Origin of the sequence: Pseudomonas sp. LAIL14HWK12:I7 (genome assembly GCF_000483465.1) — a bacterium.
Lineage (GTDB): Bacteria > Pseudomonadota > Gammaproteobacteria > Pseudomonadales > Pseudomonadaceae > Aquipseudomonas > Aquipseudomonas kermanshahensis.
On sequence record NZ_KI519605.1, the window covers coordinates 137,534 to 154,722 of the forward strand.

Below are 17,189 nucleotides of genomic sequence, written 5' to 3' on the forward strand. Positions count from 1 at the left end.
TGTGAACTCCTCAGAAGCCGTTGGGGGCGCGGGTGTGCCAGTCGGTCACTTGCTGGTAGCGGTGCGCGACGTTGAGCAGGCGGCCTTCCTGGAAGTAGGGCGCCAGCAGTTGCACGCCGACCGGCAGGCCATCGACGAAGCCAGCCGGCATCGACAGGCCCGGCAGGCCCGCCAGGTTGGCGGTGATGGTGTAGACGTCTTCCAGGTAGGCGGCGACGGGGTCGCTGCTCTTGGCGCCGAGCTTCCAGGCCGGGTTCGGCGTGGTCGGGCCGAGGATCAGGTCAACACCTTCGAACGCGGCCATGAAGTCGTTCTTGATCAGGCGACGAATCTGCTGGGCTTTGACGTAGTAGGCGTCGTAGTAACCGGCCGACAGGGCGTAGGTGCCCACCATGATGCGGCGCTGCACTTCGGCACCGAAGCCTTCGCCACGGGAACGCTTGTACAGGTCGGTCAGGTCTTTTGGCGCTTCGCAGCGGTAGCCGAAGCGCACGCCGTCGAAACGCGACAGGTTGGAGGATGCCTCAGCAGGCGCGATCACGTAGTACGCCGGGATGGCGTGCTGCATGTTCGGCAGGCTGATTTCCTTGACCACGGCGCCGAGCTTTTCCAGCTCCTTGACGCTGGCTTGCACCAGGTCAGCGATGCGCGGGTCCAGGCCTGCGCCGAAGTATTCCTTCGGCAGGCCGATGCGCAGGCCTTGCAGCGAAGCGTTGAGGTTGGCGCTGTAGTCCGGCACCGGCTCTTCGATGCTGGTGGAGTCCTTGGTATCGAAACCGGCCATGCCTTGCAGCAGCAGCGCGCAGTCTTCGGCCGTGCGGGCCAGTGGGCCGCCTTGGTCGAGGCTGGAGGCGTAAGCGATCATGCCCCAGCGCGAAACACGACCGTACGTCGGTTTCAGGCCAGTCAGGTTAGTCAGCGCTGCCGGCTGTCGGATCGAGCCGCCAGTGTCGGTGCCGGTGGTGGCCGGCAGCAGGCGCGCGGCGACTGCCGCAGCCGAGCCGCCCGACGAACCGCCCGGGACGTGCTCCAGGTTCCACGGGTTTTTCACCGGGCCGTAGTGGCTGGATTCGTTGGCCGAACCCATGGCGAATTCGTCCATGTTGGTCTTGCCCAGGGTGACCATGCCGGCTTCAGTCAGCTTGGCGACCACGGTGGCATCGTACGGCGCCTTGAAGTTGTCGAGCATCTTCGAGCCGCAGCTGGTGCGTACGCCGTTGGTGCAGAACAGGTCCTTGTGGGCAATGGGCGCACCCAGCAGGGCGCCAGCCTCGCCAGCGGCGCGACGGGCGTCAGCGGCACGGGCCTGGCCCAGGGCCAGTTCCTCGGTGACGCTGATGAAGCTGTTGATTTGCGGGTCGAGCTGTTTGATGCGCGCCAGCAGGGCGCCCGTCAGCTCTTCGGATGAAAACGACTTGTCGGCGAGTCCGCGGGCGATCTCGGCCAGGGTCAATTGGTGCATGGCAGGCTCTATCCCTTACTCGATGACTTTGGGAACCAGGTACAGACCGCTTTCGGTCGACGGTGCGATGGCCTGGTAGGCCTCGCGCTGGTTGCTTTCGGTGACCTGGTCGGGACGCAGTCGCTGGCTGGCCTCCAGGGGGTGGGCCAGGGGCTCGATGCCAGTGGTGTCGACCGCTTGCATCTGGTCGACCAGCCCGAGAATGCTGTTCAGTGCATCGGTAATGCGTGGCAGTTCGCCATCATTCAGCCCCAGACGGGCCAGATGGGCGATCTTTTCCACGTCGCAGCGTTCAAGCGCCATGGGGATCTCCAGGGGAAACAAAGAACGGAATTAGGGTCCGTGATGAGGAACATGTCGGCATTCTGGCGGTCATACGGCCGCGATCATCTGCTGGCGTGCTCGGAAAAACGACCAATTTAACATATTGGCTCCTTGCCCAAAATCCCTGCCATTGTTAGAGTTTGCCGCACTTTTTTACCCACGCTTTCCCCAGGGTCACTTTCCCATGTTCAAGAAACTGCGTGGCATGTTTTCCAGCGATCTTTCCATCGACCTGGGTACTGCCAACACCCTTATTTACGTGCGTGAGCGCGGTATCGTCCTGAATGAGCCCTCGGTTGTTGCCATCCGTACCCATGGCAATCAGAAAAGCGTCGTCGCCGTCGGTACCGAAGCCAAACGCATGCTGGGCCGTACGCCCGGCAACATTGCTGCCATTCGTCCGATGAAGGACGGCGTCATTGCCGACTTCAGCGTTTGTGAAAAAATGTTGCAGTATTTTATCAACAAGGTTCACGAGAACAGCTTCCTGCAGCCCAGCCCTCGCGTGCTGATCTGCGTGCCGTGCAAGTCGACCCAGGTAGAGCGCCGCGCGATTCGCGAGTCGGCCCTGGGTGCCGGTGCCCGTGAAGTGTTCCTGATCGAAGAGCCAATGGCCGCCGCCATCGGTGCCGGCCTGCCGGTCGAAGAAGCCCGTGGTTCGATGGTCGTCGATATCGGTGGTGGTACCACTGAAATCGCCCTGATCTCGTTGAACGGCGTGGTTTACGCCGAATCCGTCCGCGTCGGCGGCGACCGCTTCGACGAAGCCATCGTGACCTACGTGCGCCGCAACTACGGCAGCCTGATCGGCGAGTCCACCGCCGAGCGCATCAAGCAGGAAATCGGCACCGCCTACCCAGGTGGCGAAGTGCGCGAAGTTGATGTCCGCGGCCGTAACCTGGCCGAAGGCGTACCGCGTGCCTTCACCCTGAATTCCAACGAAGTGCTGGAAGCCCTGCAAGAATCCCTGGCGACCATCGTCCAGGCGGTCAAAAGCGCCCTGGAGCAATCGCCGCCGGAGCTGGCCTCCGACATCGCCGAGCGTGGCCTGGTGCTGACCGGTGGTGGCGCGCTGCTGCGCGACCTCGACAAACTGCTGGCCCAGGAAACTGGCCTGCCGGTGATCGTCGCCGAGGACCCGCTGACCTGTGTCGCCCGTGGCGGCGGTCGCGCCCTGGAGATGATGGACAAGCACGCGATGGACCTGCTCTCCAGCGAGTGATGCTGCTCGCTGTTCCTGAGCGCCCGGTTTACAGGTAGCACGCACAGTGCTACCTGTATGCGCTGGGCTGGCGTCCGTCCGGGCGTCGTTTCCGTCAACCCGCAACCAGGCTGGTGCGTTGTCCCATGTCCAATGACCTCCTGAGTCGTCCACGAGGAACGGCCCATTAAACCGCTTTTCTCCAAGGGCCCTTCGCTGGGCGTTCGTCTGCTCGTATTGGTGGTGCTGTCGGTCGCGCTGATGGTGGTCGATGCGCGCTTTGCCGTGCTCAAACCCGTGCGCAGCCAGATGGGCCTGGTATTGATGGAGTCGTACTGGATCACCGATTTGCCGCAGCGTTTGTGGCAAGGCGTGGCAGGCCAGTTCGGCAGCCGTACCGAACTCATCGCGGAAAACGAAAAACTCAAGACCGAGGCCCTGCTGTTGCAGGGGCGCCTGCAGAAGCTGGCGGCCCTGACCGAGCAGAACGTGCGCTTGCGTGAACTGCTCAACTCGTCCGCCCTGGTCAACGAAAAGGTTGAAGTGGCCGAGTTGATCGGCGTCGACCCCAACCCGTTCACCCACCGCATCCTGATCAACAAGGGCGAGCGCGATGGCGTGTTCCTCGGCCAGCCGGTGCTCGATGCCCGCGGCCTGATGGGCCAAGTGGTCGAGTTGATGCCCTACACCTCGCGGGTACTGCTGCTGACCGATACCACCCACAGCATTCCGGTACAGGTCAACCGCAACGGCCTGCGCGCCATCGCCAGTGGCACCGGCAACCCGGAGCGCCTGGAGCTACGCCATGTGGCCGATACCGCCGACATCAAGGAAGGCGACCTGCTGGTCAGTTCCGGCATGGGCCAGCGCTTCCCCGCGGGTTACCCGGTGGCCACGGTCAACGAAGTGATTCACGACTCCGGCCAGCCGTTCGCCATCGTTCGTGCCATCCCTACCGCCGCGCTCAACCGCAGCCGCTACATGCTGCTGGTGTTCAGCGACCGACGCAGCCCGGAGCAACGCGCCACTGACGCCGCGATCGCGCAGGAAGAGGCCGACCGCAAAGGCACGTCGGTCGGCGTCCAGCCTGGCGCCAATGGCGAGCAGGGCGCACCTGCCACCCCGGCGGCGACGCCTGCAGCACCTGCAGCCGCTACCCCGCAGCCCACCGCGGCCCCTGCAGCGCCGGCCACGCCTGCGGCAGCGCCCGCCCAACCTCGGAGGCAATGATGGCTGCATCACGCCGTAATAATGGCTGGGTCATCTGGCTGACGTTCGCCATCGGCCTGCTGCTCAGCGTTTCGCCGATGCCGCAGTTCATGGAAGTGTTCCGGCCTATGTGGCTGGCGCTGCTGGTGTCGTTCTGGACACTTGCGGTCCCAAGCAAGGTCGGCATGACCACGGCCTTTGTGCTAGGGCTGGCCGAGGATGTGCTGTATGGCACGTTGCTGGGGCAGAACGCGCTGATCCTGACCTTGATCACCTTCCTGGTGCTGTCATTGCAACAGCGCCTGCGCATGTTCCCGATGTGGCAGCAGAGCCTGGTGATTCTGGTGATTTTCGGTATTGCCCAGTTGATCCAGCTGTGGCTCAGTGCCTTGACCGGTAACCGCCTGCCGACCTTGGCGCTGGTGTGGTCAGCCGTCATCAGTGCCTTGCTCTGGCCATGGATCAGCTTTGCCCTGCGCGACCTGCGCCGACGCTTGCGTATAAATTGACGGCGTTGCCGCGACTGACAGGGAGATGTCTACATGAACCCGCTTTACCTGGCCTCTGGCTCGCCACGTCGTCGTGAATTGCTGACCCAGATCGGCGTACCGTTCACCACGGTCAGCGCCCCCATCGATGAAACCCCGCTCGCCGACGAAGGCGCTGCAGCCTATGTCGAGCGCCTTGCCCGGGCCAAGGCAGAGGCTGGCCTGGCCTGCCTGCAGGGCCCGGCTGTCGTCCTGGGCGCAGATACGGCGGTGGTCCTCGAAGGCCGTATTCTCGGCAAGCCCGAAAACCGCGAACATGCCCTGGCCATGCTGGCCGAGCTGTCTGGCCGCGAGCATCAGGTGCTGACGGCTGTCGCCCTGAGCGATGGCCAGCGCAGGCAAAGCCTGTGCGTCAGCAGCAACGTCCGTTTTCGTACCATCAGCGCCGATGAAGCTGCCCGTTATTGGGCCAGTGGCGAGCCTGCCGACAAAGCCGGTGGCTATGCCATCCAGGGGCTGGCGGCGGTATTCGTCACCGCCCTGACGGGCAGCTACTCCGCCGTGGTCGGCTTGCCGTTGAGCGAGACCGCCGATTTGCTGGCCCAGTTCGGCATTGCCTGCTGGCAATTGCCCGCGCTTTCTTCAGAGGTAACAAACCCGCGGTAGCCAGTACCGCGTACGCGATCCATCATTATCCAAGACCTTTGACGAGAGCCTGCCATGAGTGAAGAGATCCTGATCAACATCACCCCGATGGAGTCACGTGTGGCGGTGGTGGAAAACGGGGTGCTGCAGGAAGTGCACGTCGAGCGCACCCTGCGCCGCGGCATCGTCGGCAATATCTACAAGGGCAAGGTGGTGCGCGTGCTGCCCGGCATGCAGGCGGCCTTCGTCGACATCGGCCTGGAGCGGGCGGCGTTCATCCACGCCTCGGAGATCTCCCAGCGCGAAGGCTCGGCGGTAGAGAACATTACCGCGCTGGTGCATGAAGGCCAGGCCCTGGTGGTACAGGTGACCAAAGACCCGATCGGCACCAAGGGCGCACGCCTGACAACGCAGTTGTCGATCCCTTCGCGTTACCTGGTGTACATGCCGCGCAGCAGCCATGTCGGTATTTCCCTGAAGATCGAAGACGAAGCTGAGCGTGATCGCCTCAAGCAGGTAGTCAGCAGCTGCATGGACAGCGAGAACATCAAGGATGCCGGTGGTTTCATCTTGCGTACTGCCGCCGAAGGCGCGCGCGCTGAAGAAATCCTGCAGGACATTCGCTACCTGCGCCGCCTGTGGGAACAGATCGGCAGCCAGATCCAGAGCTGCGGCGCACCCACGGTAATCTACGAAGACCTCGGCCTGGCACTGCGTACCCTGCGCGACCTGGTCAACCCGAAGATCGAGAAAATCCGCATCGATTCGCGCGAAACGTTCCAGAAAACCACGCAGTTCGTCGGCGAACTGATGCCCGAAATCGCCGATCGCCTCGAGCATTACCCTGGCGAACGGCCGATCTTTGACCTGTACGGCGTCGAAGACGAGATTCAGCGCGCCCTGGAGCGCAAGGTGCCGCTCAAATCCGGTGGCTACCTGGTGGTCGACCCGGCTGAAGCGATGACCACCATCGACGTCAACACCGGTGCCTTTGTCGGCCATCGCAACCTCGAAGAGACCATCTTCAAGACCAACCTCGAAGCCGCCACCGCCATTGCCCGGCAACTGCGTCTGCGCAACATCGGCGGCATCATCATCATCGACTTCATCGACATGGAAGATGAAGAGCATCAGCGCCAGGTGCTGCGCACCCTGGAAAAACAGCTCGAGCGTGATCACGCCAAGACCAACATCATTGGCATTACCGAGCTGGGCCTGGTGCAGATGACCCGCAAGCGCACCCGCGAGAGCCTCGAGCAGGTGCTGTGCGAGCCGTGCCTGGCTTGCCAGGGGCGCGGCAAGCTGAAAACCCCCGAGACCATCTGCTACGAAATCTTCCGTGAAATCCTGCGCGAGGCACGTGCCTATCAGGCCGAGGGCTACCGCGTGCTGGCCAATCAGAAGGTGGTCGACCGGCTACTGGACGAGGAGTCCGGCAACGTTGCGGAGCTCGAAACCTTCATCGGCCGAACTATCCGCTTCCAGGTCGAGTCGATGTACTCGCAGGAACAATACGATGTGGTGCTGCTCTGAGGCTTCGCGAAACGCGCCACAGGATGGCCGGGCTGGCAAAACCGGCACTTAGGGCCATCATGGATAAACGACCTGGAGGGCCATGGCCATGGGACGTCTGAACCGCGTTCTTGTCGCCTCGACCCGCTGGGGGCTGGGCATTTGCGCGCTGCTGGCGGTGTTGGTGGCGCTGTACGTTAGCGTTGGCCGGCAACTGGTGCCGCTGGTGGCCGAATACCGGGCCGATGTCGAGCACAAGGCCGAGCAAGCGTTGGGCTTGCCGGTGCACGTTGGTGCCCTGGAGGGCCGCTGGAGCGGGCTTGCGCCTGTACTGCGCGTTCGCGACCTGCAATTGGGCGAAGGTGCTGGCGCGTTGCGCCTGGACGAGGTCAAGCTGGTGCCAGACCTCTGGGCCAGCCTGACCTCCCGTGAGGTGCGCCTGGCACGTATCCAGCTGGGTGGCTTGCAACTGATCCTGCGCGAAGACGCGCAAGGCGCCTGGAACCTCGAAGGGCTGCCGAAGAAGGATGATGCCCCGCTCGACCCTGCCGAGTTGCTGCAGCGCCTGCGCCAACTGGGGCGCATCGATGTGTTCGACAGCCAGGTAACCCTGCATCCCTGGCAGCGCGACCCCCTGACCTTGACCTACGTGAGCGTGGGCTTGCAGGCCGGTGCCTCGCGCCAGGCCCTCGACCTGCGCGCCACGCTGCCTGACGGCCAGCCCCTGGCGCTGAACCTGCGCAGCCGCGCGTCGGCCGATGCCTGGCGCGATGGCCAAGTTGCCGCCTACCTGAGCCTGCCGCAAAGCGACTGGGCACGCTGGTTGCCGCCGAGCCTGCTGGGCAAGTGGCACGCCAGCGCATTGCGCGCGGGTGGCGAGTTCTGGGTCGACTGGGGCAAAGGCCAGTTGCAGCAAGCCGTGGTCCGGCTCAATGCGCCCCAGCTACAAGGCGCTTATGCCGAGCGCAAAGCAGCGACCTTGGAGAACCTGGCGTTGTCTGCGTGGTTCCAGCGCAACGAGCAAGGTTTTGATGTGATGGTCGATTCCCTGGCCATGAATATCGGCAAGAACCGTTGGGAATCCCACCTTCAATTACGTCAGCGCCCAGGGCAGGTCCCCGCTGATGACCGCTGGCAAGTGCAGGCCGACCGCCTCGACCTCACCCCCTTGACCCCGTTGATCGATGCCTTGGCACCGTTGCCGGACAACCTCATGGCCGTGGTCGATGGCCTGAACGTCACCGGCGCGCTGCGCAACGTGCGCCTGGAGGCGCGGCCCAAAGCCGAAGGCGACCAGCGCCTGCAGTTTGCCGCCAATCTAGAGAAGGTTGGTTTCAACGCATACCACGGTGCCCCGGCGGCCGGCAATGTCAGCGGCAGCGTCAGTGGTGACCTGGGCCACGGCGAGCTGCGGCTGGATACTGATGCGTTCATGCTGCACCTGTACCCGATCTTCGCCAAACCCTGGCATTACCAGCAGGCCAATGCGCGCCTGACCTGGGCCCTCGACAAAGAAGGCTTCACCCTCGTCGCGCCCTACCTGAAGGTACTGGGCGAGGAGGGCAAGATCGCCGGTGACTTCCTCATTCGCCTGCTGTTCGAAGAGGGCCGCGAGGACTACATGGACCTGCGCGTCGGCTTGACCGAGGGCGATGGCCGCTACACGGCCAAGTACCTGCCCGAAGTGCTGAGCCCGGCCCTCGACGAATGGCTGCGCAGTGCGATCGTCAAAGGCACCGTGGACGAGGGCTACTTCCAGTACCAGGGCTCGCTGAACCATGGCGCCGCGCCAGAGGCGCGCAGTATCAGCCTGTTCTTCAAGGTGCGCGACGCGGTGTTGGACTTCCAGCCCGGCTGGCCACAGGTGCAGCAGGTGGACGGTGATGTGCTGATCGAGGACAGCGGTGTGCGCATCAAGGCTCACCATGGCCTGTTGCTCGACACCAAGGTCAGTGACGTCAGTGTCGATATCCCCCACGTCGAGGGTGACCAGCACAGCCACCTGTATCTCGATGGCGATTTCGACGGCGGCCTGGACGACGGCCTGAAAATTCTCAAAGAGGCGCCGATCGGCACGGGCGAGATCTTCGCCGGCTGGGAAGGCGAGGGCCCGCTCAAGGGCAAGGTCAAGCTCGATATCCCTCTGGCCCACGGGGAACGGCCCAAGGTTCAGGTGGACTTCGCCACCGCTGATGCCCGCCTCAAGGTGGCCCCGCCTAGCTTGGAGTTGAACCGCCTGAAAGGCGACTTCAGCTTCGATTTAGACAAAGGGCTCAGTGGCAAGAACATCAGCTTGCAGGCGTTCGGCAAGCCGGTCACCGCGCAGATCGTTGCCGAGGGCGCGCCAGGGCAGATGCAGACCCGCATCAACGCCAATGGCCAGGTCGCGCTGAAGGCGCTGACCGAGTGGCTGCAATTCAACCAGGCCTTGCCGGCCTCGGGCGACTTGCCATATCAGTTGCAGCTCAACCTCGGCAGCCGGGACAACAGCCTTAGCGTCAATTCCTCACTCAAGGGCCTTGCCATCGACTTGCCTGCGCCCTTCGGCAAGGCCGCTGCGGACACCCGTGACAGCCGTTTCAGCATGAACCTGCAAGGCTCGGAGCGGCGCATTGACGCCGGTTATGCCGACCTCGCGCGCTTCGCCTATGCCGCGCCTTCCGACAAGCTGGCCCAGGGCCGCGGCGAATTGCTGCTGGGCACGGGGCAGGCGCAAGTACCGGCCGGCCAAGGCTTGCGCGTACGTGGGCGCCTGGAAACACTCGACCTGGCCCCGTGGCAGGCCAAGGTGGCCAGCCTGGGCGGTGATGACCCCGGTGGCAGTGCGCGGCAGATCCTGCAAAGCGTCGACCTGAGCATTGGCCAACTGAAGGCCTTCGGCATGGACCTCAACCAGGCGGTGGTACGCCTGGCCCGGGGTGGCCCTGCGTGGGACCTGCGGCTGGACAGCAAGGAAGTCATCGGCAACGCACGCGTGCCGGATGCCAAGGGCGCGCCCATGTCGATTCGCTTGCAGACCTTGCGCCTGCCGGCGGCCGACCCGGCCCAGGCCCAGGCCGAGGAAGGGCCTGACCCGTTGGCCTCGTTCGACCCGCGCAAGGTACCTGCGCTGGACCTGAGCATCGACAAGCTCTACCGCGGCGACGACCTGTTCGGCAGCGCCTCGATCAAGCTGCGCCCAACCGCGCGCGGCGTGTCGGCAGACGATATCGACCTGGACTTCAAAGGCCTGCACATCGACGGCGGCGGTGGTTGGGAAGGCCAGCCGGGCAGCACCAGCAGCTGGTACAAAGGGCGCCTGGATGGCAAGAACCTGGCCGATGTGCTCAAGGCGTGGGGGTTCGCGCCTACCGTGACCAGCCGCGATTTCCGCCTGGATGTCGATGGCCGTTGGCCCGGTTCGCCTGCTTGGGTGGGCCTGAACCGCTTCTCCGGGAGCATGGACGCGGCGTTGCGTACTGGCCAGTTTGTCGAAGTTGAAGGCAGTGCCCAAGCCTTGCGCGTGTTCGGCCTGCTCAATTTCAACTCCATCGGCCGTCGCCTGCGCCTGGACTTCTCCGACCTGTTCGAAAAAGGCCTGGCCTATGACCGGGTCAAAGGCCTGCTGGTGGCCAGTAATGGCGTGTACGTGACCCGTGAACCGATTACGGTGACCGGCCCTTCGAGCAATTTCGAGCTCGAGGGCACCCTGGACATGGTCCGTGACCGGGTGGATGCCAACCTGCAAGTGACCCTGCCGGTCACCAACAACCTGCCGCTGGCTGCCTTGATCGTCGGTGCTCCAGCGGTCGGGGGCGCGCTGTTCCTTGTGGATCGGTTGATCGGCGACCGGGTCTCACGCTTTGCCAGCGTGCATTACCGCGTCGAGGGGCCGTGGAAAGAGCCTAGAATCACATTTGTGAAACCTTTCGAGAAATAGCGCCAGGAGTATTCATGAAGGCAGCGGTGATCCAGATGGTCAGCCAGGACGACGTACTGGCCAACCTGCAGCGGGCCGGCGCCCTGCTTGAGCAGGCCGCGCTCGGTGGCGCACGCCTGGCCGTGCTGCCAGAGAACTTCGCTGCGATGGGGCGCAAGGATGCTGCGGCGATCGGGCGTGCCGAGGCCTTGGGAGAAGGGCCGATCCTGCCCTGGTTGAAACGCACGGCGCGCGACCTCAAGTTATGGATTGTCGCCGGCACATTGCCGTTGCCACCGGTCGGCCAACCTGATGCCAAGGCCCATGCCTGCTCGTTGCTGATCGATGAAGACGGTGAAGTGGCCGCGCGTTATGACAAGTTGCACCTGTTCGATGTGGACGTCGCCGACAACCGCGGCCGTTATCGCGAGTCTGACGACTATGCCCATGGCGCACAGGTGGTGGTGGCCGATACCCCGGTGGGGCGCCTGGGCTTGAGCGTATGCTATGACCTGCGCTTCCCCGAGTTGTACAGCGCATTGCGCGCAGCCGGGGCAGAACTGATCACCGCACCTGCCGCCTTCACGGCGGTGACGGGGGCGGCGCACTGGGACGTGCTGATTCGCGCGCGCGCCATCGAGACACAGTGCTACCTGTTGGCCGCAGCACAGGGCGGCACCCATCCAGGGCCACGGGAAACCCATGGCCATGCAGCGATCATCGACCCTTGGGGGCGGATCGTTGCGCAGCAGGCGCAGGGCGAAGCGGTATTGCTCGCCGAGCGCGACATTGACGAACAAGCGTCCATTCGGGCGCGCATGCCGGTGGTATCGCACCGGCGCTTTTTCTCGCAGGACGCCTTGCGGCCTGCGCACACCTCGGAGTGACTATGAGCCAGATGTTATCCACCGTCAGCGAGCAGCTCCTGGCCCCAGGCGGATTGACCCTGGACAGCCTGCAGGCTGTGCTGGGTGAGTTGGCCGGCCCGGGCATCGATGCCGCCGACTTGTATTTCCAGGGCCAGATCTCGGAAACCTGGGCGCTCGAGGACGGCATCGTCAAAGAGGGCAGCTTCAACCTGGATCAGGGCGTGGGCGTACGTGCCCAATCCGGTGAAAAGACCGGCTTCGCCTACAGCAATGCTATCAACCTGGAAGCCTTGACCTCGGCCGCCCGCGCCGCGCGTTCGATTTCCCGCGCTGGGCAGAATGGCACGGTACAGGCGTTCCGTAGCCAGGATGTGACCGCCCTGTATGCTCCGGACAACCCGCTGGATGTGCTGACGCGCGCCGAAAAGGTCGACCTGCTCAAGCGTGTCGACGCGGCGACCCGTGCGCTGGACCCGCGTATCCAGCAGGTCAGCGTGAGCATGGCCGGGGTCTGGGAGCGCATTCTCATCGCCGCGGCTGACGGCAGCCTGGCCGCCGACGTGCGCCCGCTGGTGCGTTTCAACGTCAGCGTCATCGTCGAACAGAATGGCCGCCGCGAACGCGGTGGCCAGGGCGGTGGCGGGCGTACCGACTACCGGTTCTTCACCGAAGACAAGGTCATGGGCTATGCCCGTGAGGCCTTGCGCCAAGCGCTGGTGAACCTGGAGGCGATTCCTGCGCCGGCGGGCACCTTGCCGGTGGTGCTGGGCTCGGGTTGGTCGGGCGTGTTGTTGCATGAAGCGGTGGGCCATGGCCTGGAAGGCGACTTCAACCGCAAGGGCAGCTCGGCGTTCAGTGGCCGCATCGGTGAGCAGGTGGCGTCAAAGCTGTGCACCATCGTCGACGACGGCACCCTTGAAGGCCGCCGTGGCTCACTGAGCGTGGATGACGAAGGCACCCCGACCGAGTGCACCACGCTGATCGAAAACGGTGTGCTCAAAGGCTACATGCAGGACAAGCTGAACGCCCGCCTGATGGGCATGGCGGTGACCGGCAACGGCCGTCGCGAGTCCTACGCGCATCTGCCGATGCCACGTATGACCAACACCTACATGCGTGCCGGCGAGAGCGACCCGCAAGAAATCATCGCCTCGGTGAAAAAAGGCATCTACTGCGCCAACCTTGGTGGTGGCCAGGTGGATATCACCAGCGGCAAGTTCGTGTTCTCCACCAGTGAGGCGTACTTGATCGAGGACGGCAAGATTACTGCGCCGGTCAAAGGGGCAACGCTGATTGGTAACGGACCGGAGGCGATGAGCCGCGTGTCGATGGTCGGCAATGACCTGGCCCTGGACAGTGGTGTCGGGACTTGCGGCAAGGATGGGCAATCGGTGCCGGTAGGGGTAGGGCAGCCGACGCTGAAGCTGGATGCGATCACAGTTGGCGGTACTGGCGCGTGATGGCGTTGGGGACCGCTTTGCGGTCCTTTCGCAGCGCAAGGCTGCTCCTACAGGGGCATGCGATGCCTGTAGGAGCAGCCTTGCGCTGCGAATGGGCCGCAACGCGGCCCTACGGCATCAACGCAAGCCGCGCTGCAGCTCGTCGAGGTCGCGGATGTACTTGAACACCTTGCGCGCAGCAGCAGGCGGCTTGTTCCGCGCTTTTTCGTGCTGGGCATGGCGGATCAGCGAGCGCAGTTGCTGGCGATCGGTGTCGGGGTATTCGTTGACGAAGCGCTCGAGGTCTTCGTCATTACCGTCGATGAGCCGGTCGCGCCAGCGCTCCAGGCCGTGGAAGCGCTCGTTGTACTGGCGGGTCGAGCTGTCCATCTGTTCGAGCAAGGCATGGATGGCATCCAGGTCCTGGACGCGCATCAGCTTGCCGACGAACGACATGTGCCGTTTGCGGGCTCCGTGAGCTGTGTGCTTGCTGGCCTCGGCCAACGCTTTGCGTAGCTCGTCGGTCAACGGCAGGCGTGCCAGGGTGTCGGCCTTGAGCGTAGTGAGGCGCTCGCCGAGTTCAACCAGTTCATGCAGTTCGCGCTTGATCTGGGTTTTGCTTTTTTCGCCGTCGTAGGCGTCGTTTGAATCAACCATGGTGGCAGTCCGCTAGAAATCGCCGCCATGATAACCAGTCGGGGGCCGCTTGTCCGGCCCGGTCGTAGAATGACCCTCGCCGAACGCAGAATTTGAGTGGAGAGAACCATGAGTGCAGTCCAGAGCGTAGGTCCGAAAGACCTGCCAGCGTTGCAGGAACAGGTCGAAGCGATCATCGCCGAAGCGCGTCGCCAGGGTGCCAGTGCCTGCGAAGTTGCGGTGTCGCTGGAGCAGGGCCTGTCCACCACGGTGCGCCAGCGTGAGGTCGAAACGGTCGAGTTCAACCGTGACCAGGGCTTTGGCATCACCCTCTATGTCGGCCAGCGAAAAGGCTCGGCCAGCACCTCCGCGAGTGGCCCAGACGCGATCCGCGAGACCGTTGCCGCAGCCTTGGCCATCGCCAAGCACACCTCTGAAGACGAGTGCTCGGGGCTGGCCGATGCCGCGCTGATGGCGCGCGAAATCCCTGACCTGGACCTTTATCACGACTGGGATATCGAACCCGAGAAGGCGATCGAGATGGCCTTGGCCTGCGAGGCTGCGGCGTTCGACGCCGATGCCCGCATTCTCAACGCCGATGGCACCACCCTCAATACCCATCAAGGGTGCCGGGTCTATGGCAACAGCCATGGATTCATCGGTGGTTACGCGTCGACCCGGCACAGCCTGAGCTGTGTGATGATCGCCGAGGGCGACGGGCAGATGCAGCGCGACTACTGGTATGACGTGAACCGCCAAGGCACCTTGCTGGCTGACCCGCGCAGCATCGGCCAGCGCGCGGCCCAGCGTGCGGCCAGCCGCCTCGGCGCGCGCCCTGTACCAACCTGCGAAGTGCCGGTGCTGTTCTCGGCGGAGCTGGCCGGCGGCCTGTTCGGCAGCTTCCTCTCGGCGATTTCCGGCGGCAACCTGTACCGCAAGTCGTCGTTCCTTGAAGGCACCCTTGGCCAGCGCCTGTTCCCAAGCTGGCTGACCCTCGATGAGCGCCCGCATATTCCTCGGGCCTTGGGCAGTGCCGCGTTCGATGGCGATGGCTTGGCGACCTACGCCAAACCGTTCGTCGACAAAGGTGAGTTGGTGTCGTACCTGCTGGGCACCTATTCAGGTCGCAAGCTCGGGCTGCCGAGCACGGCCAACTCCGGTGGTGTTCACAACTTGTACGTAACCCATGGCGTCGAAGACCAGGCTGCCCTGATCCGCCGCATGGGGCGTGGCTTGCTGGTGACCGAGCTGATGGGGCATGGCCTGAACATGGTGACCGGCGATTATTCGCGTGGGGCTGCGGGTTTCTGGGTCGAGAACGGCGAGATTCAGCATGCGGTGCAGGAAGTGACCATTGCCGGGAACATGAAGGATATGTTCCAGCAAATTGTCGCGATCGGTAACGATCTAGAGACACGCAGCAATATCCATACGGGCTCGGTGCTGATCGAGCGAATGACGGTTGCAGGGAGCTGATAGGTAACCTGCTCTGGCCTCTTCGCGGGTAAACCCGCTCCCACAGGATCACCGACTGGCTTCAGGGTACTGTGGGAGCGGGTTTACCCGCGAAGAGGCCGGTACAGCCCAACCTGTTTCAGACTGATGTAGAGAACCCGGCCCTGGCGCCGGGTTTTTTATGCGTCCTACCTCACGGCTTTAGTCGATCCGCACTTGAAGTGATTCTATTTATCACTTAATAATGAATATCATTACCCAATTGCTTGGCGATGGTGTTCATGAAATCCGTCCTTCACGAATTGCCCTATTTGGAAAACTGGCGCTGGCTCAGCCGGCGCATTCGCTGCGCGCTCGAGCCCGATGAGCCGCGTCTTATCGAGCACTACCTGGCCGAAGGCCGTTACCTGGTGTGCTGCACCGAAACCTCGTCCTGGACGGTGGCGTTGACCTCCTTCCGCCTGCTGCTGGATACCGCCTGCGACCGCATGCTGCCGTGGCATTGGCGGTGCCTGTGCCTGGACCAGGCCTGGCGCCCGTTGCTGGACCTGCGCAACCTCGACCGCCGCGAACAGAACCAGCGCTGGCAGCCCTACGCCCTGCAATTGGCCAACTGCGTGCTGCTGCCTTCGATTTCTCCCGATGAACTGATGCAAGGATTAGACGATGAGTAATACCCGTATCGAGCGTGACAGCATGGGTGAGCTTCAGGTGCCTGCCGAGGCCCTGTATGGCGCCCAGACACAGCGCGCGGTCGACAACTTCCCGATCAGCGGCCAGCGCATGCCGGCCCAGTTCATTCGCGCATTGCTGCTGGCCAAGGCGGCAGCGGCCAAGGCCAACATCGAGCTGGAGCAAGTGACCGCCGACCAAGGCCAGGCCATCGTCAAGGCGGTCGAGCAACTGCTCGCGGAAGATTTTATCCAGCATTTCCCGGTGGACGTGTTCCAGACAGGTTCCGGCACCAGTTCGAACATGAACGCCAACGAAGTGATCGCCACCCTGGCCAGCCGGGTGCTCGGTGATGCGGTCAATGCCAACGACCATGTGAACTGCGGCCAGAGCAGCAACGACATCATCCCGACCACCATCCATGTCAGTGCCGCCTTGGCGCTGCACGAGCAGCTGCTGCCAGCGTTGCGGCACCTGGTGCAGGTGATCGAGGCCAAGTCGGTGCAGGTGCAAGTCTTTGTAAAAACCGGCCGTACTCACCTGATGGACGCCATGCCCGTGCGCATGAGCCAGGTGCTCGACGGCTGGGCGGCGCAAATCAACGGCGCGCTGGCGCACATTGAGGCGACCCTGCCGAGCTTGCAGGCGCTGGCCCAGGGCGGTACCGCCGTCGGGACCGGCATCAACGCTCATCCACAGTTCGCTGCCGGTTTCGCGCGTCAGCTGAGTGCCCTGACCCAGGTCGAGTTCACCCCCGGGCAAAACCTGTTTGCGCTGATCGGCTCGCAAGACACGGCGGTGGCCCTTTCCGGCCAGCTCAAGACCACCGCCGTGGCACTGATGAAAATCGCCAACGACCTGCGCTGGATGAACTCCGGCCCCTTGGCCGGCCTCGGCGAGATCGAGCTGCAAGGCTTGCAGCCGGGCTCGTCGATCATGCCGGGCAAGGTCAACCCAGTGATCCCGGAAGCCACCGCCATGGTCGCCGCGCAGGTGATCGGCAATGACGCGACCATCGCCATCGCCGGGCAGTCGGGCAACTTCGAGCTGAACGTCATGTTGCCGGTGATCGCCCGCAACCTGCTGGAAAGCATCGAGCTGATGGCCAACGTCAGTCGCCTGCTGGCCGACAAGGCCATCGCCACCTTCAAGGTCAATGAAAGCAAGCTCAAGGAGGCGCTGGCGCGCAACCCGATCCTGGTCACTGCGCTGAACCCGATCATCGGCTACCTCAAGGCTGCCGAAATCGCCAAGACCGCCTACAAGCAGGGCCGCCCGATCATCGACGTGGCCCTGGAACACACCGACTTGTCGCGTGACCAGCTCGAGGCCCTGCTGGACCCGGAAAAACTCACGGCCGGCGGTATCTGACTCAGCGT

General features: G+C 63.6%; 14 protein-coding genes. 11 read left to right on the forward strand and 3 right to left on the reverse strand.

Annotated features, from left to right (window positions below; all coding sequences use genetic code 11):
* Positions 1-10 precede the first annotated feature (10 nt).
* Positions 11-1,462, reverse strand: coding sequence for an Asp-tRNA(Asn)/Glu-tRNA(Gln) amidotransferase subunit GatA (gatA, locus tag D886_RS0120005; protein WP_027595587.1), 1,452 nt, complete (start codon positions 1,460-1,462; stop codon positions 11-13).
* A gap of 15 nt (positions 1,463-1,477) precedes the next feature.
* On the reverse strand, positions 1,478-1,765 hold the full coding sequence (gene gatC, locus D886_RS0120010; RefSeq protein ID WP_027595588.1) for an Asp-tRNA(Asn)/Glu-tRNA(Gln) amidotransferase subunit GatC: 288 nt from the start codon (positions 1,763-1,765) through the stop codon (positions 1,478-1,480).
* A 205-nt stretch (positions 1,766-1,970) separates the two neighbouring features.
* Between gatC and mreB the strand changes: the two genes are divergently transcribed.
* The 8 genes from mreB (at position 1,971) to tldD (ending at position 13,068) form a co-directional block, all read left to right on the forward strand.
* Entirely contained in the window at positions 1,971-3,008 is a 1,038-nt protein-coding gene (gene mreB / locus D886_RS0120015) for a rod shape-determining protein MreB (RefSeq protein ID WP_003255163.1), read from the forward strand.
* Positions 3,009-3,203: 195 nt separating this feature from the next.
* The gene (gene mreC / locus D886_RS0120020; RefSeq protein ID WP_371098497.1) at positions 3,204-4,217 is read left to right on the forward strand and encodes a rod shape-determining protein MreC; all 1,014 of its coding nucleotides are present in this window, start codon (positions 3,204-3,206) and stop codon (positions 4,215-4,217) included.
* Positions 4,217-4,705, forward strand: coding sequence for a rod shape-determining protein MreD (gene mreD, locus D886_RS0120025; RefSeq protein ID WP_027595590.1), 489 nt, complete (start codon positions 4,217-4,219; stop codon positions 4,703-4,705). The genes mreC and mreD overlap by 1 nt, the downstream gene beginning before the upstream one ends.
* 33 nt (positions 4,706-4,738) lie before the next feature.
* The gene (locus D886_RS0120030; RefSeq protein ID WP_027595591.1) at positions 4,739-5,350 is read left to right on the forward strand and encodes a nucleoside triphosphate pyrophosphatase; all 612 of its coding nucleotides are present in this window, start codon (positions 4,739-4,741) and stop codon (positions 5,348-5,350) included.
* Positions 5,351-5,404: 54 nt separating this feature from the next.
* Positions 5,405-6,862 (forward strand): ribonuclease G, encoded by a 1,458-nt coding sequence (gene rng, locus D886_RS0120035; RefSeq protein ID WP_027595592.1) that lies wholly within the window; start codon positions 5,405-5,407, stop codon positions 6,860-6,862.
* 82 nt (positions 6,863-6,944) lie between these two features.
* On the forward strand, positions 6,945-10,760 hold the full coding sequence (locus D886_RS0120040; RefSeq protein ID WP_027595593.1) for a YhdP family protein: 3,816 nt from the start codon (positions 6,945-6,947) through the stop codon (positions 10,758-10,760).
* A 14-nt stretch (positions 10,761-10,774) separates the two neighbouring features.
* Complete coding sequence (locus tag D886_RS0120045; RefSeq protein WP_027595594.1) at positions 10,775-11,626, forward strand: carbon-nitrogen hydrolase family protein; 852 nt, start codon at positions 10,775-10,777, stop codon at positions 11,624-11,626.
* Positions 11,627-11,628: 2 nt separating this feature from the next.
* Positions 11,629-13,068: a metalloprotease TldD gene (gene tldD, locus D886_RS0120050; RefSeq protein WP_027595595.1), complete on the forward strand. Its 1,440-nt coding sequence runs from the start codon at positions 11,629-11,631 to the stop codon at positions 13,066-13,068.
* A gap of 117 nt (positions 13,069-13,185) precedes the next feature.
* Here tldD and yjgA read toward each other — a convergent pair whose 3' ends face one another.
* The gene (gene yjgA, locus D886_RS0120055; protein WP_027595596.1) at positions 13,186-13,704 is read right to left on the reverse strand and encodes a ribosome biogenesis factor YjgA; all 519 of its coding nucleotides are present in this window, start codon (positions 13,702-13,704) and stop codon (positions 13,186-13,188) included.
* Positions 13,705-13,812: 108 nt separating this feature from the next.
* On the opposite strand from yjgA, the gene pmbA reads away from it, so the two are divergent.
* The 3 genes from pmbA to D886_RS0120070 all read left to right on the forward strand — a co-directional run bounded on the left by pmbA (position 13,813) and on the right by D886_RS0120070 (position 17,181).
* Positions 13,813-15,159 (forward strand): metalloprotease PmbA, encoded by a 1,347-nt coding sequence (gene pmbA / locus D886_RS0120060; protein WP_027595597.1) that lies wholly within the window; start codon positions 13,813-13,815, stop codon positions 15,157-15,159.
* A gap of 251 nt (positions 15,160-15,410) precedes the next feature.
* Entirely contained in the window at positions 15,411-15,812 is a 402-nt protein-coding gene (locus D886_RS0120065) for a hypothetical protein (protein WP_027595598.1), read from the forward strand.
* Positions 15,805-17,181: a lyase family protein gene (locus tag D886_RS0120070; RefSeq protein ID WP_027595599.1), complete on the forward strand. Its 1,377-nt coding sequence runs from the start codon at positions 15,805-15,807 to the stop codon at positions 17,179-17,181. The genes D886_RS0120065 and D886_RS0120070 overlap by 8 nt, the downstream gene beginning before the upstream one ends.
* Positions 17,182-17,189 lie beyond the last annotated feature (8 nt).

Coding starts and splice junctions, on each gene's coding strand:
- gatA (WP_027595587.1), bottom strand. CDS start 1,462: ATGCACCAATTGACCCTGGCCGAGATCGCCCGCGGACTCGCCGACAAG.
- gatC (WP_027595588.1), bottom strand. CDS start 1,765: ATGGCGCTTGAACGCTGCGACGTGGAAAAGATCGCCCATCTGGCCCGT.
- mreB (WP_003255163.1), top strand. CDS start 1,971: ATGTTCAAGAAACTGCGTGGCATGTTTTCCAGCGATCTTTCCATCGAC.
- mreD (WP_027595590.1), top strand. CDS start 4,217: ATGGCTGCATCACGCCGTAATAATGGCTGGGTCATCTGGCTGACGTTC.
- D886_RS0120030 (WP_027595591.1), top strand. CDS start 4,739: ATGAACCCGCTTTACCTGGCCTCTGGCTCGCCACGTCGTCGTGAATTG.
- rng (WP_027595592.1), top strand. CDS start 5,405: ATGAGTGAAGAGATCCTGATCAACATCACCCCGATGGAGTCACGTGTG.
- D886_RS0120040 (WP_027595593.1), top strand. CDS start 6,945: ATGGCCATGGGACGTCTGAACCGCGTTCTTGTCGCCTCGACCCGCTGG.
- D886_RS0120045 (WP_027595594.1), top strand. CDS start 10,775: ATGAAGGCAGCGGTGATCCAGATGGTCAGCCAGGACGACGTACTGGCC.
- tldD (WP_027595595.1), top strand. CDS start 11,629: ATGAGCCAGATGTTATCCACCGTCAGCGAGCAGCTCCTGGCCCCAGGC.
- yjgA (WP_027595596.1), bottom strand. CDS start 13,704: ATGGTTGATTCAAACGACGCCTACGACGGCGAAAAAAGCAAAACCCAG.
- pmbA (WP_027595597.1), top strand. CDS start 13,813: ATGAGTGCAGTCCAGAGCGTAGGTCCGAAAGACCTGCCAGCGTTGCAG.
- D886_RS0120065 (WP_027595598.1), top strand. CDS start 15,411: ATGGTGTTCATGAAATCCGTCCTTCACGAATTGCCCTATTTGGAAAAC.
- D886_RS0120070 (WP_027595599.1), top strand. CDS start 15,805: ATGAGTAATACCCGTATCGAGCGTGACAGCATGGGTGAGCTTCAGGTG.